Source organism: Paenibacillus sp., from assembly GCF_031177825.1.
Taxonomy (GTDB): domain Bacteria; phylum Bacillota; class Bacilli; order Paenibacillales; family YIM-B00363; genus Paenibacillus_AE.
Genome location: NZ_JAPSKE010000014.1, coordinates 14,012 through 35,692, shown reverse-complemented (window position 1 = coordinate 35,692; position 21,681 = coordinate 14,012). Strand labels below are relative to the sequence as shown.

The window sequence follows — 21,681 nt, the reverse complement described above, 5'->3', positions numbered from 1 at the left end:
AAGCGCAAGCTAGGCTTCATACGCACGCGTCGGGGGGATCGATCACGGCATGAATTCGGACGAATGGGTAGCTCGATTTTTACTCGCTCAGGAGATGGAGCATAACGCGTCTCCATATACGATCCGGCAGTACGCCTCCGACTTAACGCAGTTTTTGGAATTTCTACGAACGCAATCCGGCGACGATTTGGCCGCCGTCACGTACGTGACGGTGCGCACGTTTCTCGCCGGACTGCACGAGAAGCAATTGGCGAAGCGATCCGTCGCGCGAAAGCTGTCCGCGCTGCGATCGTTTTTTCGCTTTCTGATGCAGGAAGGCCGGATCGAAACGAATCCGATGCAAGCCGTCCGCAGTCCGAAGCTCGATAAGCCGCTGCCGAAGTTCCTATATCCGGATCAGACGATCCGGCTTCTGACGTCGCCGGACGAAGCGACGCCGCTCGGAGCCAGAGACCGGGCGATGTTCGAGCTATTGTACTCGAGCGGCCTTCGCGTCGGAGAGCTCGTCGGCCTCGACATGGACGCGGTTCGACTCGACCTCGGCATGGCGCTCGTGCTCGGGAAGGGCGGCAAGGAACGGTGGGTTCCGGTCGGGGAACATGCTTCGGACGCGCTCCGCGTATATGTAGAGGGCGGGCGCTACGCGCTTCTTGCGAAGTCCGCCAAAGCCGCGGGGGAGAGGGCCTTGTTCTTGAACCGCGACGGTACCCGTCTTAGCGATCGGAGCGTTCGTCGCATCTTGGACAAATACGTGGCTAAGCTCGCCGACGTGAACGGCATCAGCCCGCATACGCTGCGCCACACGTTCGCGACGCATCTGCTGGAGGCCGGGGCCGACCTGCGTTCGGTCCAAGAGCTGCTGGGGCATGCGCATCTGTCGACGACCCAAGTGTACACGCATGTAACGAAGGATCATCTGCAATCGATTTATAACCGCGCTCATCCGAGAGCGTAGGCACCGACAATATTGATTTTCGAAGGGGGGACGCGCGACGATGGAGATGAGCTTTCACGCCACCACGATCTTCGCGGTTCGGCATAAGGGCAAGGGAGCGATCGCAGGGGACGGACAAGTGACGTTCGGCAACGCGATGGTCATGAAGCACGGCGCGAAGAAAGTACGTCGCCTGTATCGGGGCAAGGTCGCGGCCGGCTTCGCCGGCTCGGTGGCCGACGCGATTACGCTGTTCGAGAAATTCGAAGGGAAATTGGAAGAGCACGGAGGCAACTTGCAGCGAGCGGCGGTAGAGTTAGCCAAGGAATGGCGGTCCGATCGGGTGCTTCGCCGGCTCGAAGCGATGATGATCGTCATGGATTCGCAGCACCTGCTGCTTATTTCGGGCAACGGGGAAATCATCGAGCCGGACGACGGCGTACTCGCCATCGGTTCCGGCGGGAGCTTCGCGTTATCCGCGGGGCGGGCGCTCAAGCGGTACGCGGGAGATCATATGGAAGCGAAAGAAATCGCCTTGGCCGCCATGAAGATGGCCGCCGAGATTTGCGTATATACGAATGATAACATCATCGTCGAAGAGATGGAGGGGTAGGGAGGTCTTATGTCTACATCTAATGAAGCCTATACACCTAGACAAATCGTCGCGGAGCTTGATAAGTACATCGTCGGTCAGAAAAAGGCGAAACGTTCGATGGCGGTCGCGCTGCGGAATCGATACCGTCGGAGCCAGCTGGACGAATCGATTCGGGACGAGGTCGTGCCGAAGAACCTGCTCATGATCGGACCGACCGGGGTCGGCAAGACGGAAATCGCGCGTCGCCTCGCGAAGCTCGTGAACGCGCCGTTCGTGAAAGTCGAAGCGACCAAATTCACGGAAATCGGATACGTCGGTCGCGACGTCGAGTCGATGGTTCGCGATCTCGTCGAGACGGCGATCCGGATGGTGAAGGCCGAGCGGACGGAGAAGGTTAAGGACCGAGCGGAGGCGCTCGCCAACGAGCGGATCGTTTCGATCCTCGTTCCTTCGCCGCAGCGCGAGAAGACGCCGAAAAATCCGCTCGAGATGATTTTCGGACAGGCGCAGCAGCAACAGCCTCCGCAGGAGCACGACCCGACGCTGAACGACCGTCGCGACATCGCGCGCCGCAACCTGGCGAACGGGCATCTCGAGAACGAGCAGATCGAAATCGAGGTCGAAGAGAACGCGCCGAACATGCTCGACATGTTGTCCGGTCCCGGCGGCAACGAGCAGATGGGCATGAATATGCAGGAGATGTTCGGCAACTTCCTGCCGAAGCGGACGAAGAAGCGCAAGCTGACCGTCAAGGAAGCCCGCAAGGTGCTGACCCAAGAAGAAGCGCAGAAGCTCATCGACATGGACGACGTGACGCAGGAGTCGATTCGGCGCGCGGAACAATCCGGCATTATCTTCATCGACGAGATCGACAAGATCGCCAGCTCTTCGCGGGGGAACGGACCGGACGTATCGCGCGAAGGCGTGCAACGCGACATCTTGCCGATCGTGGAAGGCTCTACGGTCGTAACGAAATACGGTCCGGTGAAGACCGATTACGTACTCTTCATCGCAGCCGGGGCGTTCCACGTGGCGAAGCCTTCGGACCTTATACCGGAGCTGCAGGGTCGATTCCCGATCCGCGTCGAACTAAGCTCGCTGACCCAGAGCGACTTCGAGCTCATCTTGAAGGAGCCGAAGAACGCGCTGACGAAACAATACGCAGCGCTTCTGAGAACCGAGGGCATCGAGGTCGAGTTTTCGCCGGAAGCCGTCTCGGAAATCGCGAAAATCGCCGCGGAAGTGAATCAAAATACCGAAAATATCGGCGCGAGACGACTGCACACGATTCTCGAGAAGCTGTTGGAGGATCTGAGCTTCGAAGCGCCGGACATCACGCTGGAGAACATCGTCATCACGCCGGAATACGTGCGGGAAAAGCTCGGCGAAGTAGCGAAAAACCGCGATTTAAGTCAGTATATCCTATAATCTCGAGAGGCTTGAGTGCATCAACATGACATTGTTATCCAAAACGAGGCGGTTGAATAAACTGCTGCAAAAAGCGGCCGGCACGTCCGTCAACTTCATGGAGATGGGAGAGGTGCTGCGGGACGTCATCGACGCGAACGTGTTCGTCGTCAGCCGCAAAGGGAAAATTCTCGGCTGCGGTCTTGCGCGAAATCCGCAAGGGGCGGACCTCGCCCGATTCGTTCTAGAGGACCGACGGTTCCCGCAGGAAGCGAACCATTGGTTCTCCAGCATCGATGAGACGACCGGCAATACGGACGATGACAGTCCGTACCGCAACCTCGTCGAGAAGGTCCACGAGCTGATGGAGGATCGGTTCGTGACGGTCGTTCCGATACTCGGCGCCGGCGACCGGATCGGAACGTTGCTGATTACGCGCGCGGAGTCGCCGTTCGGCGACGACGACCTGATTTTGGCGGAATACGGCTCGACGATCGTCGGGATGGAAATATTGCGGGAGCGCGCCGAGGAGAGCGAGCTGGAGGCGCGGACGAAAGCGGCCGTACAGGTCGCAGTCGGTTCGCTCAGCTTCAGCGAGCTCGAGGCGGTAGAGCATATTTTCGAGGAGCTGAACGGCAAAGAGGGACTGCTCGTAGCGAGCAAGGTGGCGGATCGGGTCGGCATCACGCGCTCCGTTATCGTCAACGCGCTGCGCAAGCTGGAGAGCGCCGGCGTCATCGAGACGCGGTCGCTCGGCATGAAGGGCACGTATATAAAGATTTTGAACGATCAGCTTGTCGAACAAATAGTAAAACCTGGGATTTCTCGAGAAGCAACAAACTAGAGACTTGGTTGATATAGGCTAAAGGCCCTACCTCTTATTTGCGAGGCGGGGCCTTTTTTTGCGTCTTATGACGCAATTCCAACAAGATCCTACAAAGGGAGCAGAAATTTCGATAAAAAATGTCGAATAAAGAAGGAAAAAAAACAAGGACTGTGGAATAAGATTATCTGACCTAAATCAAGTGTGCGTTTTTTAGGAATTCTATATCATTTTCGTATAGGAAGGGGGACCCTTGTGCTTAACGTAAACGGAAGCCACTTCCGCTTGTTGGAGCGGACGCTCGACGCCTCGAGCCTGCGGCAGGCCGTCATCGCGAACAATATCGCGAATGTCGACACGCCTCGCTTCAAGCGCTCCGAAGTTCAATTCGAAACGCTGCTTCAACAATCCATGAACGGGACGCCCGGCGGCATCGTCGGCCGTCGTACGGACCCCCGCCATATATATATCGGCAGGGGCGGCAAGGAAGTTGAGTCAAAAATTACAATTGATGAAAATTCTGTCATGAACAATAACTTGAACAACGTCGATATCGATTCGGAGATGTCGGCAATGGCGAAAAACCAACTCCGCTATAACACTTTAGTGCAGCAGGTTTCTCATGAAATCAAATTGGCGAAGACGGCATTGGAGGCTAGATAATGCGACTTACGAACGGCTTTGATATCAGTTCTTCGGCATTGACGGCCCAACGCTTGCGCATGGACGTCATCGCTTCCAATATTGCCAACGCCGAAACAACGAGGGGAAAATTTGTAGATGGCAAATGGGTTCCGTATTCTCGTAAACTTGTAGTTATGGAACCGAAAGGACAGGCTTCGTTCGCCGATGTCCTGAACGGTAAAATGCGCGAAAATACGGGAGAAGGCGTGAAGGTGACCCGCATTTACGACGATCCCGCACCGTACAAGCAAGTGTATAATCCTACGCACCCGGATGCCGACGAGAGCGGCTTCGTTTTGATGCCGAACGTCGACGTGCTGAAGGAGATGGTGGATATGATTTCCGCCACGCGTTCGTACGAAGCGAACGTGACCGCGTTGAACGCATCCAAGTCGTTCATTACGAAGGCGCTCGAAATCGGAAGATAATCGGTAAGTGTTTACTTAATTAGATGATATTAGAGGATACGAGGGAGAGAAACCGATGGAAGTATCGGGCGTGAAACCATTGTCGATCTCCGGCATCGCAAGCAACGGCGGTACCGGCGCAGCGAAGATCGGCGATGTGACGAAGGTCACAGAATCGTTCGGCGATGTTTTAGGAAATGCATTACAAGCGGTGGATAGCCAAGAGAAGCAAGTGAAGGTGTTGAACGAACAATTCGTCACGGGTCAAATCTCCGACGTGCATACCCTGATGATCGCCTCGGAAAAGGCGCAGCTCGGGTTGCAGCTTACCGTTCAAGTGCGCAACAAAGTGATCGAGGCTTACCAAGAAATCATGAGAACGCAGCTGTAATCATCGACAACGACTGAGCCCTGGTAATGAGGTGAAAAAGTGAACGAAACGCTCGTCCGGTACCGAGAAGCCATTCTACGGTTCTGGGGTCAATATAGTAACAAGCAACGATTCATGTTTATCGGCGCTTTCGTTCTCAGCGTCGCGACGATCGCACTGCTTGTGTTTCAATTTTCCAAAACGGAGTATTCCGTCGCATTCACCGATTTGAATCCGACGGATGCCGCCAATGTGAAAGGTTACCTGGAATCTTCCGGAATCCCCTACAAACTGAGTCTTGACGGGCGTACGATCGGCGTCCCGAGCACCGACGTGTCGTCCGTCAAGATCGACGTGGCTTCGCAAGGACTCGTGACGAACGGATCGATCGGCTACGAGATTTTCAGAGAGAACATGAACAGCTGGAGCATGACGGATTCGCAGTTCGACGTTCTGAACGCGGACGCGAGATCCGGCGAGATCCAGCGGTTGATCAACCAAATCAGCGGCGTCTCCAGCTCCGAGGTGTTGATCAATTCCCCGAAGCAAAGCGTATTTTTAAACCCGGACGGCGCGGGCCAGCAATCCACCGCTTCGGTCGTCGTCAACTTCACCCCCGGCTTCCCGCCGGACCAAGCGAAGATCGATACGATCTACAATCTCGTGGCGAAGAGCGTGCCGAATTTGACGCTCGACAACATTACGATTTCCGACCAGAACGGCGAATTGCTTCCGTCCTCCAAGCTCGGCGCGGGCGCCGGCGCTTCGGCGGGGCAGCTCGAACAGCAGATGCGGTTTAAGAAGCAATTCGAGCTCGATCTGCAGCGCAACGTCATGAGCTTCTTGGCGCCGCTGCTCGGCCAAGAGGACGTCATCGTGAGCGTCTTCTCGACCCTGAATTTCGACCAACGGAAAAGTCAAGAGAACCTTGTTACTCCGGTAAACCAAGAAGACGGCACGGGCATTATTATTTCCCGAAACGCCATCGAAGAGACGGTCAACAGCACCGGCGGCGAAACCGGCGGAACGACGGGCACGGGCGAGACGGATGTGCCGGGTTACCCGGGTACGACGTCGCAAGGCAATTTGGAATCCGAAAAAAGCGACATTACGGAAAATTTCGAAGTGAACCGCATTACCAACGAAATCGTGAAGAGTCCGTACGTCGTGCAAGACTTAAGCATCTCCGTCGGCATCAATGCGGACAACGATCCGGAGACGGTCGCCCAAGTCGAGGCGCTCCTTAAGAACATCGTAGGCACATCTCTCGCGAATACCGGCGTCACCCTTACGGACGAACAATTGTCCTCTAAGGTTTCGGTCATTTCGCGATCGTTCGGCGGTTCGGCCGCGACGACGGCGGCGAACGACAATCAGACGTTGCTGTACGCGATCGCGGGCGCGGCGGTCATGGCGCTCCTCGCAGGCGGCGGTTTCTTCCTCGTCCGTCGACGGAAGGCGCAGGCGGAGGCGATCGCGCAAGCGGAGCTGGAGGCGGCCGCGGCGGCGGCGAGCCAGCCGGAGGTCGTACTCGATATCGAACAGGTCGGCAACGACAGTCAAATACGCAAGCAGCTGGAACAGCTCGCGAAGCGCAAGCCCGAAGAATTTACGAATCTCCTTCGCACCTGGCTGGCGGATGAATAGAGGTGGAACCGAATGGCGAAGGGTCAGATGCAACAAATGCTCACGGGCCGGCAGAAAGCGGCGATTCTGCTCATTACGCTAGGCCCCGAGGTATCCGCGCAAGTATTTAAGCATCTGCGCGACGAAGAGATCGAGCAGCTGACGCTGGAAATCGCCAACGTCCGCAAAGTCGATCCGGTCGAGAAGGACGCGATCATGGCGGAATTCCATCAGATCGCGGTCGCGCAAGAGTTCCTTACGCAAGGCGGCATCAACTACGCGAAGGAAATTTTGGAGAAGGCGCTCGGCGCCGGCAAGGCGATGGACATTATCAACCGCTTGACGGCTACGCTTCAAGTTCGTCCTTTCGACTTCGCTCGGAAAGCGGATGCCGGTCAAATTTTGAACTTCATACAGAACGAGAACGCGCAGACGATCGCGCTCGTCCTCTCGTATTTGCATGCGGAACAAGCGGCGATCATCCTATCGTCGCTGCCGCAAGAGAAGCAAGCGGACGTCGCGAAGCGAATCGCGCTCATGGACAGCACGTCGCCGGAGGTCATCTCGCAAGTCGAGCGCGTGCTCGAGCAGAAGCTGTCGGCTACGGTAACGCAGGATTACACGTCCGCCGGCGGCATCGAAGCGATCGTTCAAATTTTGAACGGCGTCGACCGCGGTACGGAACGCACGATTCTCGATTCGCTCGAGATCCAAGATCCCGAGCTGGCCGAAGAAATCAAGAAACGAATGTTCGTCTTCGAAGATATCGTCAATCTCGACAATCGTTCGATTCAACGTATCATTCGCGACATCGAGAACGCCGATTTGCAGCTTGCCCTCAAAGTGGCGAGCGAGGAAGTGCGCGAAGCGATCTTCCGGAACATGTCGAAGCGCATGGCCGATTCGTTCAAGGAAGAGATGGAATTTATGGGCCCCGTCCGTCTGCGCGACGTCGAGGAAGCGCAAACTCGCATCGTAGCGACGGTACGTCGTCTGGAAGAAGCCGGAGAAATTATCATCGCGCGCGGCGGAGGAGACGATATCATTGTCTAACGTGATTAAGTCGAATCGGTATATTTCCCTGGAAGAAATCCGAAAGCTGGAAGCTTTCATCTATCAACCGCCTGCCCCGGAGGCCGAAAGCGAGTCCTTCGACCCGGAGCAAGCGTACGCCTCCGAACGGCGCAAGCAGTCGGAGGCGGTCGCCGAGCAGCTGATCGAAGACGCGAAGACGGCGGCCGAGGAGCTGCTGCAAGGCGCTTCCGACGAGGCGAACCGGCTCATGAACGAAGCGAATTCGCAGATCGAGCGGTGGTGGGACGAACGGCGTATGGAAGACTTGCGCGTCGTGGAGGAGAGCCGCCAATCCGGGTACGAAACGGGATACCGCGAAGGACTGAGGCAAGCCGAAGACGAAACGGCGGAGAAGTACGAGTCGCTGCTTCGCGAGGCGCGACAGCTGGTCGAAGAGGCGCATCACGTGAAGGAGCGCGTCATCTCGGAAGCGGAGCCGTTCTTGGTGGAGCTCGCGACCGCGGTGGCGAAGAAAATCATCGGCGAACATCTGGCCGTCGACACCGAATGGACGAAAGCGCAGGTCAAGCGAACGCTGGAACGACGTCGGGAGAAGGGGCTAATTACATTGTGCGTCGCTCCATCCCAATTCGCGAAGATGCAGGACGCTAGGGCGGAGCTGCTGCTCGCCGTCGACTCGGAAGCGGATTTAACGATCGTTCCGGACGCGACCGTCGACGAGGGAGGCTGCGTCGTACGTACAAGCTTCGGAAGCATCGACGCTCGGATCGATACGCAATTGTCCGAGCTGAAGGCGGCGCTTATGGAAGTCGCTTCGGAATCTGACGAGGGAGCGGGTGCGCCTTGAACGAAACAGCGACGAAGCGGCTCGACATCGATAGATACTTAGACAGCCTCCGTCCCGTCGACCCCGTCCGGATCAACGGCAAGGTGACGCAAGTCATCGGTCTTACGGTCGAGTCGGAGGGGCCGGACGTGAAGCTTGGCGACGTCTGTTTGATCCATCCGGGCAAAGGCGCGACGCCGTTGAAGGCGGAGGTCGTAGGCTTTCGGAACAACAAGGTCATCTTGATGCCGCTCGGCGATCTGCATTCGATCGGACCGGGCTGCGACGTCGTCGGCACCGGCAAGCCGCTTTCGGTGAAAGCCGGTCACGAGCTGCTCGGCAAAGTGCTCGACGGTCTCGGCGTTCCGCTCGACGGCTCCTCGCTGCCGATCCGGATGCCGGAGGTGTCCGCCAACAACGTGCCGATCAGTCCGTTGAAGCGGCCCCGCGTATTGGACCCGTTATCGGTCGGCGTACGCTGTATCGACGGACTGCTGACGATCGGGAAGGGGCAGCGGGTCGGGATCTTCGCCGGCTCGGGCGTCGGCAAGTCGACGCTGCTCGGCATGATCGCCCGCAACACGTCGGCGGACGTGAACGTGATCGGGCTGATCGGCGAACGCGGGCGCGAGGTGCTGGACTTCATCGAACGCGACCTCGGACCGGAAGGGCTTGCCCGGTCTGTCGTCGTGGTGGCCACCTCCGATCAGCCCGCGCTCATCCGGATGAAGGGGGCGCTGATCACGACGGCGATCGCGGAATACTTCCGCGACCGGGGGCTGAACGTTATGATGATGATGGACTCCGTCACGCGTTACGCGATGGCGCTGCGCGAGGTCGGCCTTGCGGTCGGCGAACCGCCGGCGACGAGAGGGTATACGCCTTCCGTGTTCGCGAGCTTGCCGAAGCTGCTGGAGCGTGCGGGCACCGGACCGAAGGGGTCGATCACGGCGTTTTATACGGTGCTGGTCGACGGCGACGATATGAACGAGCCGATCGCCGACGCGGTCCGAGGCATCTTGGACGGGCATATCGTTCTGGACCGCAAGCTGGCGAACCGCGGCCACTTCCCGGCGATCGACGTGCTCGCGAGCGTCTCCCGCGTCATGAACGAGATCGCGCCGAAGGAGCAGATCGCATCCGCGAATCGAATGAAGGAGCTCTTGTCCGTCTACCGCGACGCGGAAGATTTGATCAATATCGGCGCGTATAAAGCCGGATCGAACCCCGACATCGACATGGCGATCGATTCGATCAAAGACATCTGGGGCTTTACGAGACAAGGAACCGACGAGAAGTCGACGCTGTTCGATGCGCAGCAGGCGTTAATTCGCCAGTTTTCCGGAGGTTGATGAGAACGTATGAAGTTCGTATATGCTTTCCAGAAAGTGCTGGACGTCAAGACGAACGAGAAGAAGCAAGCGGAATCGCTTCTATCGCAAGCGGTCGGTGCCATGACCCAAGCCGAGCGGGAGCTGTCCGACCTGATGCTGTCGAAGTACAGATATCAGGAGAAGCTGGCCGACGATGCGACGAAGGGGCGGCCGATGGCCGACATGATCGCGGGACAGCAGTACGTCGATCATCTCGAAGAGCGAATCCGCGCGAGCAAGCGGGCGCTGCTCGCCGCCGAGAAGGCGGTGAACGAGCTGCGGGAGAAGCTGACGGACCGTTCGCTTGACGAGAAGGTGTGGCTCAATATGAAGGATCGGGCGTTCGCCGTCCATCGCGCCGAGGTCGAACGCCGCTCGCAATACGAGCTGGACGAGATGGCCGCGCTGCGTAGCCGATTCGCCCGATAAGGACGCTGCATAGAGGAAAGGGGGGAGACGCGTGGCGGACATGGAAGAGGAGCGATCGTACAGCTTCATAGAACGACTGCTGTTTTATACGCTTCCGGTTTTGTTTACGCTGCTCCTGACCGGCGTACTGCTCACGGTATTCGGCTATGACGTCGTAAACGAACTGCTGCGGGTCGGCCACAAAGTGCCGGGCGTATCGGCCGTGCTGCCCGACCCGAAGCCGACCGAGGAAGAGTTGCGGGCGGCGGTGTTCGAGGCCGGGGAGCAGGAGACCGAGGGAGAGACGAACGAAGAAGAAGCAGCGAAGATCGAAGCGGCGTTGTCGGCGAAGGAAGCCGAGATGGCGGCGCTGCGGTCGGAGACCGAGTCGAAGGAACAGCAAATCGCGAACCTGCAGGCGGAGCTTGAAGCGAAGCAGGAGGAAGAGGCGCGGCAAGCGGCATCCGAGGCGGAGTACGCGGAGAACATCAAGAAGCTGGCGAACGTATACGCCGAGATGAAAGCGAGCAAGGCGGCCCCCGTCTTGGAAAACTTGACGCTCAGCGAGCGGGTGCTCGTGCTCAAGGAAATGAAGGAAGAGAAGCAAGTCGATATCCTTGAGAAAATGGATCCGACGATCGCGGCCGAAACCTCGATCCTGATGAAGGACGTGGTCGCCGTGCGCGATCTGCAGATCGCGGCGCTGCAAGAGCGCCTCGCCCTCGGCGAAACGCAGACGGCATCGTCCGCGGCGCTTACGATCGACGAATTGAGCCGGACGTTCGCGCAGATGACGCCGGATCGGGCGGCGGAGGTCCTGCTAGAGATGGAGCAGTCGCAGGTCGTGAACATTTTGCGCGGCATGGAAGAGGCTTCTCGGGCGACGATCTTGAACTCGCTTGCGGAGCTCGACAAGGAACGGACGGCGCAAATCACCGCCCGTCTTGGATAGGTCCTGCCTTCTGTGTGGGAACAAAGACGGGGAAGGAGGTGAATACACATATGATGAATGGAGTACAGACTTTATTCGCGGGCATGACGACCCAATCGATGCCGAACGGCCTCGCGCAAGCCGGAATGGAACAAACCGCGAACGGCTCCGCCTTCGCGGCGCTCGTAGCGAGCTTGCTCGGCGGCGACGCGATGCCGGCGATGGCGCAGGAGACGACGTTGTTCGGTTTGTTGACCGGCGCGACGCTCGGAACGGCGGAGACGGCCGAAGGCGCGACCGACGAGGAGTCGCTCGAAGCGGCGTTGGAGCAGCTTGCGGCTTGGATCGGTTCGCTCTCGGCGGAACAACAGCAGAAGCTTGCCGCGGATCCGAAAGTCGCGGAATGGATGGCGATGACGGACGCGGAGCTGACGATGTCGGGTCATCCGGCGGCGGGGCTTCCGATGGAAGCGCAGGAGGACGGAAAGCCGCTTTCCGTTTTATTTGCCCGGTTGCTGGAGGTTTTGAAATCCAACGAGACGCAACCGTTCTTGGCGGCGGCGGCGAAGCAGGCGAAGGAAGTCATAACCTCGGCCGTCGAATCCGATATCGCGAACTTGCTGACGAAGACGAACGGCACGGTCGAGACGGAGGCGCAGCCGAAGGCGGAGACGCCGAACGCGAACGTTCGTTGGTCGCACTTCACCGCGATGCAAGCGAAGACCGTCCTCGTTCGCGTCACCGGCGCGGAGACGAATGCAACGACGGCGACGGCTGTCGATACGGCGGCGAAAGGCGGTGAGCCGATGGCCGGCGAGACGAACGGCTTGTTGCATTCGAATGCAGTCGAAGCGGCGAAGGCGGCGACGCAAGCGGAAGCGGCTAAGGGAACGGAGGCAGCCCCTCGCATGCCGCTCGCGGAAGCGACGGAGCGCTTGAACGAATGGGTGCTGAAGCATTCCGCGACGTCCGGCAGCCTGAAGGCGGAGACGGTGCTTAAGCTCATGCCGGAGCATCTCGGTCAAGTCGAGGTCAAGCTGTCGATCGCGAACGGCCAGTTGACCGCGGCGATTACGACGGAATCGGCGATGGCGAAGGAAGCGTTGGAATCGAATTTGGCAACGCTTCGCAGCAGCTTGCAAAGCCAAGGCGTGACGATAGAACGATTGGTCGTCTCGCAGCAGCAGCCTAGCGGCTTCCAGTCCGGCATGTTCCAGGAAGGGCGCCAGCAACGGCAGCCGGCAGAACGAGACGGAGCGCGCGGCGAGCGAGGAGACAAGGAGCAAGAAGCCGAAGATTGGGCGGAAGCGCTCGCGGTGAACGCAGGGGCGGATGCGGTTGAACGGGGCAATTACGGAAGCTCGTTCCGGGCCCAGGCGTAATCGGGAGGTGAACCTATGGCAGGCGCGGTGCAATGGCCTAATTATTCGAAAGTGAACGCGACGACGGCGACGAACGGGCAAAACGGTAACGTGATGGGCAAGGATCAATTTTTGAAAATTTTGATCACGCAGCTCCGAAACCAGGACCCGGCAGCGCCGATGCAGGACCGAGAGTTTATCGCGCAGATGGCGCAATTTTCCTCCTTGGAACAAATGATGAACATGACGAAAGAAATTCAGGATCTGCGTCAATCGCTCGGCATCGCATCCGGCATGATCGGTCGTGAGGTGACGTGGCTGACGTACGACGAGAACGGCGAGGCGATCGGACAGGACACAGGGGTCGTGGACGGCATCGTCATTAAGGAAGGCGCGCAATACGCGGAAATCGGCGGCAAGCAGATCGCCGTAAGCGACATCGTCGGCATGCGGACGGTGACGGAGGAAGCGACGCCATGAGCGACCGTCAGACGATAGGACAGATGTTTCCGAATCGCGTAGGCTTCGTAGCGCCGAAGCAAGGGCCGGCGAAACCGGCGGCATCGTCGAACGGGCCGGCATTCCAGGACGTGCTCGACGGCCACATCGTGAAGTTCAGTCATCATGCGGAGCAACGGTTGGCGCAGCGCGGCATCCGTCTCGAACCGGAGCAGCTGCATCGGCTCGGAGGGGCGATCGACAAGGCGGCGTCCAAGGGCGCGAAGGATTCGCTCGTATTATTTCAGGATTTGGCGTTCATCGTCAACGTGAAAAACCGGACCGTCGTTACGGCGATGGACGGCGCATCCATGAACGATCACGTCTTTACGCAAATCGACAGCACCATCTTAGTGAAGTAGGGCTGGACCTAACGGAGGCCCACCGGTTACGCGGACCGAATGAAGCGTAACGACATACTTATCAAATAAAGCGGAGGCTATTCCATGTTACGATCGCTATATTCAGGGATTTCCGGCATGCGCGGGTTCCAAACGAAGCTCGACGTCATCGGCAACAACATCGCGAACGTCAACACGGTAGGCTTCAAATCCGGCCGCGTCATGTTCAAAGATATCCTTAGCCAGACGATCTCCGGAATCACGGCGCCGGAGGAAGGCGTACGAGGCGGCGTGAACGCGAAGCAAGTCGGCCTTGGCGTCACGCTCGGCTCGATCGATACGGTTCATACGCCCGGCAGCGCGATGACGACGAACGTCGTGACGGACCTGCGGATCGACGGCGACGGATTTTTCGCCGTAACGACGGGCGAAGATCAGGATGTCCCGTACTTAACGCGAGCGGGCAACTTCACGCTCGACGGCGCTCGCCAACTCGTAACCGCCGACGGTTACTTCGTACAGACGGCAGGCGGCGGCAACATCGTTCTCGACGAAGAAGTGACCGCGTTCACGATCGCGCAAGACGGTACGATCATCGCGATCGGCGCGGACGGCACGAGCGAACCGACGGAATTTCAAGTCGGCGTCGTGAAGGTCGCGAACCCGGCGGCGCTCGAGAAGATCGGCGGCAACATGTATCGCATGAACGCGAACGCGAATCCGGAAGGCGAGTTCGAAATAAGCGTCGCGAACGATCCGGAAGTCGGCACGGGCGCGGTCATCTCCGGTCAGCTCGAGATGTCGAACGTAGATCTGACGAACGAATTTTCAGAAATGATCGTCGCGCAGCGCGGCTTCCAAGCGAACTCGCGCATCATCACGACGTCGGACGAAGTGCTGCAAGAAGTCGTCAATCTGAAGCGTTAATAACGGTTAACGGCTAAGGAATCCGATCCGGACCGGGAGGACATTTCCTTCCGGTCGACGGACGGGCGCGAAGGAGGAATGGTTTATGATCACCGTGACCCGCTTGAACGGAACGCGCGTGACCGTGAACGCTCTACTCATAGAGACGGTGGAAGAAACTCCGGATACGATCATTACGCTGACGACAGGCAAAAAATTAGTGGTCACGGAAAAAACGACGGAGCTGGTCGCGCTCGTTCAAGCCTATTTCTCGGGGATCGGGCTCGTCCGTACAACCGTCGAGTTACAGCAATCGGAGGGGTCGTAAGTGAAAAAAATGTTGCCTTGGATCATCGTGATCCTGCTGGCCGTCACGCTCATCGTCGGAGCGGCCTTCGTGCTTTGGAACAGCTTCAAGGAATCGTCTCCGTCGGATCCGAGAGCGGCCGCGAGAGAGCAAGCGGAACAAACGGAAACCGAACACGTCAGCGCCGAAAAGCTGGCGGAGATGACGTTCGCCATCGACGACGTCATCACCAATCTTTCCGATCCCGCCTATTTCGTGAGCGCGAGCTTCACGTTCGAGATGGACAGCCCGGAAGCGAAGCACGAATTCGAGCTCCTGAGCTATAAGATGAAGGATGTCATCAACACGACGCTGACGGATATGGCGCCGAACGAAGTGCAAGGCAGCGCCGGCATCGACGCGATCAGCTCCGCGTTGCTCAACAAGACGAACGAACTACTTCACGAAGGAAAAGTAAGACATGTGTACGTCACGAAATTTATCGTTACCGAGCAATAAGACGTTATACGCAATACAGGGAATGTGAGCTTGTCGACTTGATTTTGCGCAAAAAAGAGGGTGACCCCCATGGTGGACGTACTTTCGCAGAACGAGATAGACGCGTTACTTGCCGCGTTGTCTTCGGGCGAAATGGACGCCGAAGAGCTAAAAAAAGAAGAAACCCAGAAGAAAGTCCGCTCCTACGACTTCAAGCGCGCCGTCCGGTTTTCGAAGGACCACATCCGAAGCCTTACGCGGATCCACGAAAACTTCGCCCGCTTCCTGACGACGTACTTCTCGGCGCAGCTGCGAACGTTCGTGCAGATCAACGTCGTTCAAGTGGAACAGCTCCCGTACGACGAGTTCATCCGTTCCATCCCGAAGATGACGATCTTGAACATCTTCGAAGCCGAACCGCTCGAGGGCCGCATGGTGCTCGAGGTGCATCCGAACGTCGCATACGCGATGCTTGACCGTCTGTTAGGCGGAACCGGGACGTCGCCTTCGAAAATCACGAACCTGACGGAAATCGAAACGATCGTCATGGAGCGGATTTTCAGCAAAGCGTTCGACAGCCTTCAAGAAGCTTGGAAGACGGTCATCGAGATCAATCCGAGACTGGAGGCGCTAGAGACGAATCCGCAATTCATGCAGATCGTCTCCCCGAACGAAACGATCGCGCTGATTAGCTTAAGCACGAAGATCGGAGATACGACGGGGATGATCAACCTTTGTATCCCGCATGTCGTGCTCGAGCCGATCATGCCGAGACTATCCGTGAATAACCTGTTCTTTTCTCCGAAGAAGACGCGGGCGCCGGAAGAAATGGAAGTGCTGCAAGAGAGGCTCCATCGGGCGTCGTTACCGATTATCGCCGAGCTGGGCTCCTCGACGATTACGATTCGGGAGTTTTTAAGTTTGACGACCGGCGACGTCATCGCGTTGTCGAAATCCGTGGACGAACCTCTCGATATTAAAATTGGCGACCGTTCGAAATTTACCGGCACCCCGGGTACGGTCAAAGGCAAGCTAGCCGTTCAAATCACGGACTATGTGACCGAAGGAGTAGAAGAGCATGACGAATAAAGATTATTTATCGCAAGAGGAGATCGACGCGCTGCTCCGCGCTTCGTCGGACTCGAACGACGACCTGGACGCGTTCGCGGCCGGCTCCGCTTCCGGCTCGATGCTGTCGATCGACGATTACTTGACGCCGATCGAACAGGACGCGCTCGGCGAGATCGGCAACATTACGTTCGGCAGCGCTGCGACGGCGTTATCCACGCTGCTGGGTCGCAAGGTGGATATTACGACGCCGAAGGTGTCCGTCATCGGCAAAGAGGAAGTATCCGGGACGTTCCCGAGCCCGCATGTCGCGGTCCACGTCAACTACGTCGACGGCTTCCACGGCATTAACTTGCTCGTGATCAAGACGCGCGACGCTCAAGTGATCGCGGACCTGATGCTCGGGGGGACGGGGCACCCGGTCGAGACGGAGCTGAACGAAATTCACGTCAGCGCCGTTCAGGAAGCCATGAACCAAATGATGGGCTCCTCCGCGACGTCGATGTCGACGATCTTCAACCGGTTCGTCAACATCTCCCCGCCGGGCATCGACGTGCTCGACTTCGCGGAAGGGGAGGGCGACCAGCTGCTGACGGAAGAGGCGTTCATCCAAGTGTCGTTCCGTCTGACGATCGGCGACTTGATCGATTCCAACATTATGCAGCTGCTCCCGGTCTGGTTCGCGAAGGACATGGTATCCATTCTGATGGGCGGCGCCTCGAGCGAGCCCGCGCCTGCGCCGAAAGCCGCAACGCCGGCGCCCGCGCCCGCTCCGGTTCCGCCCCCGGCCCCTGCGTCTCAGCCGCCGCAATACGGCGAGCCGCCGGCCGCGCCGAACTATGGAGGATATCCGCCGCCCGGGCATCAACAACCGCCGTATGCGCCGCCCTATGCGCCGCCGTACGGAGCGCCGGCCCATGGAGCCCCGCCGATGCCGCAGCATGGCTACGCGCCGCCGCCTCCGAATCGGAACGTGCAGGCGGCGCAGTTTTCGGACTTGTCCGGATTCGGGGCTCCGAATACGGAAAATTCCAACCTGAATTTGCTTCTGGACATCCCCCTTAAGGTTACTGTTGAATTAGGTAGGACGCAGAAGCAAATCAAAGACATTCTCGAGCTGTCCCAAGGCTCGATCGTCGAGCTCGATAAGCTGGCCGGCGAGCCGGTCGACATCTTGGTCAATAACAAGCTGATCGCCAAGGGGGAAGTCGTCGTTATCGACGAAAACTTCGGCGTGCGGGTAACGGATATCGTCAGCCCTTGGGATCGAATCCAGAAGCTTCAGTAAGATCCGGTAGACGGCAATTCGTATGACTTCGTACTTTCAAATAAACAAACTAACGATCGAAAGGATTTGTATCGAATGGCGAACCGTATTTTAGTAGTGGACGACGCAGCATTCATGCGCATGATGATCAAGGACATCTTATCCAAAAACGGGTACGAGGTCGTAGGGGAAGCCAGCGACGGCGCGCAGGCGATCGAAAAATTCAAAGAGACGAATCCGGATTTGATCACGATGGATATTACGATGCCCGAAATGGACGGCATTACCGCGTTGAAAGAAATCAAGAAACTCGACCCTAGCGCGAAAGTCATCATGTGCTCCGCCATGGGCCAGCAGGCGATGGTTATCGACGCGATCCAAGCGGGCGCGAAGGACTTCATCGTAAAGCCGTTCCAAGCCGATCGCGTCATCGAAGCGATCAAGAAGACGTTGGGCTGATTCCATGTACGGAACCTTGATCAATACGCTCGGCAATTCGCTCGACGCGCCGCCTGGGACGTCGCCGGAGGGGTTTACCACAGGTGATTTCTACGGCAACTTCTTTCAAGTCATCGTCGTCCTTGCCGTCGTCATCGGACTGATCGTCGTATTGATCCGGTTTCTGGCCGCAAGGAATAAACGTTGGTCGGGGGACCGCTCGCTCCAGGTGCATGCCGGCGTTCCCCTCGGGCAAAACAAGTCGATGCAAGTGGTCGAGATCGGCGATGCCGTCTATATCGTGGGCGTCGGCGACGACATTACGCTGCTCGATAAGATCGACGACCCGGATCGGGTCGAGGCGTTCCTCGCATCTCTCGAGGCGAGACCGACTCCCGTTGCGGGAACCGCCGTCGCCGCCCTGGCGGGGATCGTTCAAGGGTGGCGCAGTCGTCGACGAGCCGCCCCGGAACAGCCGGAGTGGCAATCGAACGAAGCGTTCAAAGATTTGCTTTCCCAGAAGCTGAAGGGCGTCTCCGCGAGGAAAGACGCGATGAAGGAATGGATGGAGGAAGAGGACCGATGATACGAAAGCTGCTGTCGGCGTTGGTGCTCGGCGTCGCGCTGCTCGGCGTCTCTCCGTTCGCCGTTCCGGAGGCCGCGCTCGCCGCCGAGTCTCCGATTCCGGGCATCGACCTGTCGATCGGTACGTCGGACGAGCCTCAGGACGTCTCTTCCACATTAAGTATCGTGCTGATGCTGACGGTGCTCAGCTTGGCGCCGGCCATCCTCGTCATGATGACCAGCTTTACGCGGATCGTCATCGTGCTCGGGTTCGTACGAACGTCGCTGGCCACGAACCAGATGCCGCCGAACCAGGTGTTGATCGGATTGGCGCTGTTTCTCAGCTTGTTCGTTATGGCGCCGACGATCGGCGAAATTAACGAAACCGCCCTGAAACCGTATTTGGCAGGGGAACTGACGCAGGTCGAAGCGCTGAACGAAGCGGCCGTGCCGCTGAAGAAGTTTATGTCTAGCCAGACGCGAGAGAAGGATCTGCTGCTGTTTTTGGATTACGGAAACATGCCGCGTCCTACTTCGTACGAGGATATTCCGCTTACCGCGCTCGTTCCGGCCTTCGCGATCAGCGAGTTGAAGACCGCGTTCCAGATGGGCTTTATGATTTTTATCCCGTTTCTCGTCATCGATATGGTCGTTGCCAGTACGCTGATGGCGATGGGGATGATGATGCTGCCCCCGGTCATGATTTCGCTGCCGTTCAAGATTTTGCTGTTCGTCTTGGTCGACGGGTGGTATTTGGTCGTGAAGTCGCTGCTCTTAAGCTTCAATACCTGACGAACGGAGGGGACGCGCGTGAGATCCGATACGGTCATCCGCATCGCCGGCGAAGCGATCTATACGACATTAATGGCCAGCGGACCGATGTTAATATTGGCGCTCGTCGTCGGTCTCGCGATCAGCGTATTCCAAGCGACGACGCAAATTCAAGAACAAACGCTTGCATTCGTTCCGAAGATCGTCGTCGTGCTTGTGGCGATCTTGTTTTTCGGTCCGTGGATTTTGTCCAAGCTGGTCGATTTTACATTCCACTTGCTGGATAATCTGCACAATTTTATCGGGTAACCGGACATGGAACTCGTATTAGCTTATTACCCGAATTTATTGCTTATATTTTGCCGAATGACCGGTTTCTTTATTACGGCGCCGGTGTTCGCGACTCAAAATAATGTACCGCCACAATTTCGTATCGGCATATCGGTGTTCGTTTCGTTACTGGTATTTTTTACGTCCGGCACGGACCGCGCGATTCCGATCGACGCCGAGTACGCGTACTTCGTCATTCGGGAAACGCTGATCGGCGTGCTTCTGGGCTTCGTTGCCTATTTGTTTTTTACCGTTGTCCAAATTGCCGGATCGTTCATCGACATGCAGATGGGCTTCGGCATCGCCAACGTCATCGACCCGATGACCGGGGCGCAAACTCCTGTGTTCGGCAGCTTTAAATATATGGTTGCAATGCTATTGTTTTTGACGCTGAACGGACATCATTATTTGCTGCTCGGCATCATGGACAGCTACCAAACGATTCCGTTGAATAACTCGTTTTTCGCGGCTTTGGCCGACGGTCCGCCGACGGAGATGCTCACGAGAAGCGTATCGACCGCCTTCACGCTGGCGTTCCAGATGGCGGCGCCGATCGTTGCCTCGATGTTTTTAGTGGATGTCGCGCTCGGCATTTTGGCGAAGACGGCTCCGCAATTCAACGTATTCGTCGTCGGGATGCCGCTGAAGATTTTGGTCGGTCTCGGCATTACGCTGCTGCTGGTTCCCGGCTTTCTGGCCCTGTTCCAAACGCTGTTCGCGACGTTGTTCGACAACATGTTCGAAATGATGCGAACGCTGCGATCCGTCTAAGCAAGCCGCAAGGAGGTTTCCGATGCCGCTCCCGTTACGTTATACGCTCGACCTGCAGCTCTTCTCCCAAGAGAAGACGGAAACGGCGACTCCGAAGAAGCGGCAGGAATCGCGCAAAAAAGGACAAGTCGCCAAAAGTATGGAATTGCCGGGTGCGCTCATCATGCTCGGCGGTTTCGGTCTGTTGGCCATGTACGGTTCCACAATGGGCAAGGGCGTCGCGGGGATGTTCTCCGCGGGGCTTAAAGAATACATTCTGTGGGACGTCACCGATACGAACGTGATCGCGATGTTTTCGCAGTTAATGCGGGAAGGGCTTCTGCTTCTCTTGCCGATCATGGCGGTCGGCCTGGTGATGGCGCTGTTAAGCTCGTACGCGCAAATCGGTTTCTTGTTCACGGGCGAGACGCTGAAGATGAAGTTCGAAAAGATTAACCCGATTCAAGGCTTCAAACAGATTTTCTCGCTGCGTTCGGTCGTCGAGTTCCTGAAATCGATGCTGAAGGTGCTCATCATCGGATTGATCGCCTTTCTGATTTTATGGGGCGAACGCGCGACGCTGTTGACGCTGGCCTCAGTCCCGATCGGTTCGATCTTCCAATACCTCGCATCGCTGACGCTGAGACTGGGGTTGTTTTCCGGAGGCGCGTTGTTCGTACTCGCGCTGTTCGATTACGCGTATCAGAAATGGGAGTATGAGAAAAACCTTCGCATGTCCAAACAGGACATCAAGGACGAGTACAAGAAGACCGAGGGGGATCCCCTCATCAAATCGAAAATCCGCGAGCGTCAGCGTCGCATGGCGATGCAGCGGATGATGCAGGAAGTGCCGAAGGCGGATGTCGTCATCACGAACCCGACGCACTTCGCCGTCGCGATTAAATACGACGGGGCGGAGATGGAAGCGCCTCGCGTCATCGCGAAGGGCGCCGACTACGTCGCCTTGCGCATCCGACAAATCGCGAAAGACAACGATGTCCCGCTTATGGAAAATAAACCGCTCGCCCGCGCGCTGTACGGGCAGGTCGAGATCGGCGAATCGATTCCGCAAGAGCTGTTCCAAGCCGTCGCCGAAGTGCTTGCCTTCGTCTACAAAGCGAGAGCGAAGCTGCCGGCTGTTAAGAAATAACCGTAACGCCTAGTTCGAGGAGAGGAGGGGAACG

27 protein-coding genes are annotated in these 21,681 nt (G+C 57.6%); all 27 read left to right on the top strand.

The annotated features are described in order from the left end of the window. The first annotated feature begins 49 nt into the window (after positions 1-49). The 27 genes from xerC to flhB all read left to right on the top strand — a co-directional run bounded on the left by xerC (position 50) and on the right by flhB (position 21,647). A complete protein-coding gene (xerC, locus tag RIN49_RS16700) occupies positions 50-955 on the top strand; it encodes a tyrosine recombinase XerC (RefSeq protein WP_309121296.1) in 906 nt (301 codons plus the stop codon). A gap of 40 nt (positions 956-995) precedes the next feature. Further along, positions 996-1,547: an ATP-dependent protease subunit HslV gene (gene hslV / locus RIN49_RS16695; RefSeq protein ID WP_309121295.1), complete on the top strand. Its 552-nt coding sequence runs from the start codon at positions 996-998 to the stop codon at positions 1,545-1,547. Positions 1,548-1,556: 9 nt separating this feature from the next. Then, the gene (hslU, locus tag RIN49_RS16690; RefSeq protein WP_309121294.1) at positions 1,557-2,957 is read left to right on the top strand and encodes an ATP-dependent protease ATPase subunit HslU; all 1,401 of its coding nucleotides are present in this window, start codon (positions 1,557-1,559) and stop codon (positions 2,955-2,957) included. A 25-nt stretch (positions 2,958-2,982) separates the two neighbouring features. Further along, entirely contained in the window at positions 2,983-3,780 is a 798-nt protein-coding gene (gene codY / locus RIN49_RS16685; RefSeq protein WP_309121293.1) for a GTP-sensing pleiotropic transcriptional regulator CodY, read from the top strand. Between the two features lie 234 nt (positions 3,781-4,014). Further along, positions 4,015-4,422 carry a flagellar basal body rod protein FlgB gene (flgB, locus tag RIN49_RS16680; RefSeq protein WP_309121292.1) on the top strand — a complete coding sequence of 136 codons (408 nt, stop codon included), beginning with the start codon at positions 4,015-4,017 and terminating at the stop codon, positions 4,420-4,422. Beyond that, positions 4,422-4,871 carry a flagellar basal body rod protein FlgC gene (gene flgC, locus RIN49_RS16675; RefSeq protein WP_309121291.1) on the top strand — a complete coding sequence of 150 codons (450 nt, stop codon included), beginning with the start codon at positions 4,422-4,424 and terminating at the stop codon, positions 4,869-4,871. Before flgB ends, flgC begins: the two co-directional genes overlap by 1 nt. 55 nt (positions 4,872-4,926) lie before the next feature. Continuing rightward, on the top strand, positions 4,927-5,241 hold the full coding sequence (gene fliE / locus RIN49_RS16670) for a flagellar hook-basal body complex protein FliE (protein ID WP_309121290.1): 315 nt from the start codon (positions 4,927-4,929) through the stop codon (positions 5,239-5,241). Between the two features lie 39 nt (positions 5,242-5,280). After that, positions 5,281-6,867, top strand: coding sequence for a flagellar basal-body MS-ring/collar protein FliF (gene fliF, locus RIN49_RS16665; protein WP_309121289.1), 1,587 nt, complete (start codon positions 5,281-5,283; stop codon positions 6,865-6,867). Between the two features lie 12 nt (positions 6,868-6,879). Beyond that, entirely contained in the window at positions 6,880-7,899 is a 1,020-nt protein-coding gene (gene fliG / locus RIN49_RS16660) for a flagellar motor switch protein FliG (RefSeq protein WP_309121288.1), read from the top strand. 1 nt (position 7,900) lies between these two features. After that, a complete protein-coding gene (gene fliH, locus RIN49_RS16655; RefSeq protein WP_309121398.1) occupies positions 7,901-8,728 on the top strand; it encodes a flagellar assembly protein FliH in 828 nt (275 codons plus the stop codon). Next, positions 8,725-10,059 (top strand): flagellar protein export ATPase FliI, encoded by a 1,335-nt coding sequence (gene fliI, locus RIN49_RS16650; protein WP_309121287.1) that lies wholly within the window; start codon positions 8,725-8,727, stop codon positions 10,057-10,059. Before fliH ends, fliI begins: the two co-directional genes overlap by 4 nt. Positions 10,060-10,068: 9 nt before the next feature. Beyond that, complete coding sequence (fliJ, locus tag RIN49_RS16645) at positions 10,069-10,509, top strand: flagellar export protein FliJ (RefSeq protein ID WP_309121286.1); 441 nt, start codon at positions 10,069-10,071, stop codon at positions 10,507-10,509. 31 nt (positions 10,510-10,540) lie between these two features. Further along, complete coding sequence (locus RIN49_RS16640) at positions 10,541-11,440, top strand: hypothetical protein (protein WP_375295261.1); 900 nt, start codon at positions 10,541-10,543, stop codon at positions 11,438-11,440. 50 nt (positions 11,441-11,490) lie between these two features. After that, a complete protein-coding gene (locus RIN49_RS16635; protein ID WP_309121285.1) occupies positions 11,491-12,801 on the top strand; it encodes a flagellar hook-length control protein FliK in 1,311 nt (436 codons plus the stop codon). Between the two features lie 15 nt (positions 12,802-12,816). After that, positions 12,817-13,260: a flagellar hook capping FlgD N-terminal domain-containing protein gene (locus tag RIN49_RS16630; protein ID WP_309121284.1), complete on the top strand. Its 444-nt coding sequence runs from the start codon at positions 12,817-12,819 to the stop codon at positions 13,258-13,260. Continuing rightward, complete coding sequence (locus RIN49_RS16625; RefSeq protein WP_309121283.1) at positions 13,257-13,640, top strand: TIGR02530 family flagellar biosynthesis protein; 384 nt, start codon at positions 13,257-13,259, stop codon at positions 13,638-13,640. Before RIN49_RS16630 ends, RIN49_RS16625 begins: the two co-directional genes overlap by 4 nt. A gap of 84 nt (positions 13,641-13,724) precedes the next feature. Continuing rightward, the gene (gene flgG, locus RIN49_RS16620) at positions 13,725-14,546 is read left to right on the top strand and encodes a flagellar basal body rod protein FlgG (protein ID WP_309121282.1); all 822 of its coding nucleotides are present in this window, start codon (positions 13,725-13,727) and stop codon (positions 14,544-14,546) included. 85 nt (positions 14,547-14,631) lie between these two features. Beyond that, the gene (locus tag RIN49_RS16615) at positions 14,632-14,853 is read left to right on the top strand and encodes a flagellar FlbD family protein (protein ID WP_309121281.1); all 222 of its coding nucleotides are present in this window, start codon (positions 14,632-14,634) and stop codon (positions 14,851-14,853) included. Between the two features lie 9 nt (positions 14,854-14,862). Beyond that, positions 14,863-15,330 carry a flagellar basal body-associated FliL family protein gene (locus tag RIN49_RS16610; RefSeq protein ID WP_309121396.1) on the top strand — a complete coding sequence of 156 codons (468 nt, stop codon included), beginning with the start codon at positions 14,863-14,865 and terminating at the stop codon, positions 15,328-15,330. Between the two features lie 69 nt (positions 15,331-15,399). Beyond that, positions 15,400-16,398 carry a flagellar motor switch protein FliM gene (gene fliM, locus RIN49_RS16605; RefSeq protein WP_309121280.1) on the top strand — a complete coding sequence of 333 codons (999 nt, stop codon included), beginning with the start codon at positions 15,400-15,402 and terminating at the stop codon, positions 16,396-16,398. Beyond that, positions 16,388-17,665, top strand: a complete 1,278-nt coding sequence (fliY, locus tag RIN49_RS16600) for a flagellar motor switch phosphatase FliY (protein ID WP_309121279.1) — start codon at positions 16,388-16,390, stop codon at positions 17,663-17,665. Before fliM ends, fliY begins: the two co-directional genes overlap by 11 nt. Before the next feature lie 75 nt (positions 17,666-17,740). Continuing rightward, the gene (locus RIN49_RS16595; protein WP_138196657.1) at positions 17,741-18,103 is read left to right on the top strand and encodes a response regulator; all 363 of its coding nucleotides are present in this window, start codon (positions 17,741-17,743) and stop codon (positions 18,101-18,103) included. A gap of 4 nt (positions 18,104-18,107) precedes the next feature. Continuing rightward, positions 18,108-18,668 (top strand): flagellar biosynthetic protein FliO, encoded by a 561-nt coding sequence (locus tag RIN49_RS16590; RefSeq protein ID WP_309121278.1) that lies wholly within the window; start codon positions 18,108-18,110, stop codon positions 18,666-18,668. Further along, positions 18,665-19,438, top strand: coding sequence for a flagellar type III secretion system pore protein FliP (fliP, locus tag RIN49_RS16585; protein WP_309121277.1), 774 nt, complete (start codon positions 18,665-18,667; stop codon positions 19,436-19,438). The genes RIN49_RS16590 and fliP overlap by 4 nt, the downstream gene beginning before the upstream one ends. 18 nt (positions 19,439-19,456) lie before the next feature. Next, a complete protein-coding gene (gene fliQ, locus RIN49_RS16580) occupies positions 19,457-19,726 on the top strand; it encodes a flagellar biosynthesis protein FliQ (RefSeq protein WP_309121276.1) in 270 nt (89 codons plus the stop codon). 6 nt (positions 19,727-19,732) lie between these two features. Beyond that, entirely contained in the window at positions 19,733-20,518 is a 786-nt protein-coding gene (gene fliR / locus RIN49_RS16575) for a flagellar biosynthetic protein FliR (RefSeq protein WP_309121275.1), read from the top strand. 22 nt (positions 20,519-20,540) lie between these two features. After that, entirely contained in the window at positions 20,541-21,647 is a 1,107-nt protein-coding gene (gene flhB, locus RIN49_RS16570; protein WP_309121274.1) for a flagellar biosynthesis protein FlhB, read from the top strand. Positions 21,648-21,681 lie beyond the last annotated feature (34 nt).

Bases quoted from the DNA above. Each gene is read 5' to 3' on its own strand.
- RIN49_RS16590 (WP_309121278.1), top strand. From the start codon at position 18,108: ATGTACGGAACCTTGATCAATACGCTCGGCAATTCGCTCGACGCGCCG.
- hslV (WP_309121295.1), top strand. From the start codon at position 996: ATGGAGATGAGCTTTCACGCCACCACGATCTTCGCGGTTCGGCATAAG.
- fliJ (WP_309121286.1), top strand. From the start codon at position 10,069: ATGAAGTTCGTATATGCTTTCCAGAAAGTGCTGGACGTCAAGACGAAC.
- fliM (WP_309121280.1), top strand. From the start codon at position 15,400: ATGGTGGACGTACTTTCGCAGAACGAGATAGACGCGTTACTTGCCGCG.
- RIN49_RS16615 (WP_309121281.1), top strand. From the start codon at position 14,632: ATGATCACCGTGACCCGCTTGAACGGAACGCGCGTGACCGTGAACGCT.
- fliR (WP_309121275.1), top strand. From the start codon at position 19,733: ATGGAACTCGTATTAGCTTATTACCCGAATTTATTGCTTATATTTTGC.
- fliG (WP_309121288.1), top strand. From the start codon at position 6,880: ATGGCGAAGGGTCAGATGCAACAAATGCTCACGGGCCGGCAGAAAGCG.
- RIN49_RS16595 (WP_138196657.1), top strand. From the start codon at position 17,741: ATGGCGAACCGTATTTTAGTAGTGGACGACGCAGCATTCATGCGCATG.
- RIN49_RS16625 (WP_309121283.1), top strand. From the start codon at position 13,257: ATGAGCGACCGTCAGACGATAGGACAGATGTTTCCGAATCGCGTAGGC.
- RIN49_RS16635 (WP_309121285.1), top strand. From the start codon at position 11,491: ATGATGAATGGAGTACAGACTTTATTCGCGGGCATGACGACCCAATCG.
- flgC (WP_309121291.1), top strand. From the start codon at position 4,422: ATGCGACTTACGAACGGCTTTGATATCAGTTCTTCGGCATTGACGGCC.
- flhB (WP_309121274.1), top strand. From the start codon at position 20,541: ATGCCGCTCCCGTTACGTTATACGCTCGACCTGCAGCTCTTCTCCCAA.
- flgG (WP_309121282.1), top strand. From the start codon at position 13,725: ATGTTACGATCGCTATATTCAGGGATTTCCGGCATGCGCGGGTTCCAA.
- xerC (WP_309121296.1), top strand. From the start codon at position 50: ATGAATTCGGACGAATGGGTAGCTCGATTTTTACTCGCTCAGGAGATG.
- fliP (WP_309121277.1), top strand. From the start codon at position 18,665: ATGATACGAAAGCTGCTGTCGGCGTTGGTGCTCGGCGTCGCGCTGCTC.
- RIN49_RS16610 (WP_309121396.1), top strand. From the start codon at position 14,863: ATGTTGCCTTGGATCATCGTGATCCTGCTGGCCGTCACGCTCATCGTC.
- hslU (WP_309121294.1), top strand. From the start codon at position 1,557: ATGTCTACATCTAATGAAGCCTATACACCTAGACAAATCGTCGCGGAG.
- RIN49_RS16630 (WP_309121284.1), top strand. From the start codon at position 12,817: ATGGCAGGCGCGGTGCAATGGCCTAATTATTCGAAAGTGAACGCGACG.
- fliY (WP_309121279.1), top strand. From the start codon at position 16,388: ATGACGAATAAAGATTATTTATCGCAAGAGGAGATCGACGCGCTGCTC.
- codY (WP_309121293.1), top strand. From the start codon at position 2,983: ATGACATTGTTATCCAAAACGAGGCGGTTGAATAAACTGCTGCAAAAA.
- fliE (WP_309121290.1), top strand. From the start codon at position 4,927: ATGGAAGTATCGGGCGTGAAACCATTGTCGATCTCCGGCATCGCAAGC.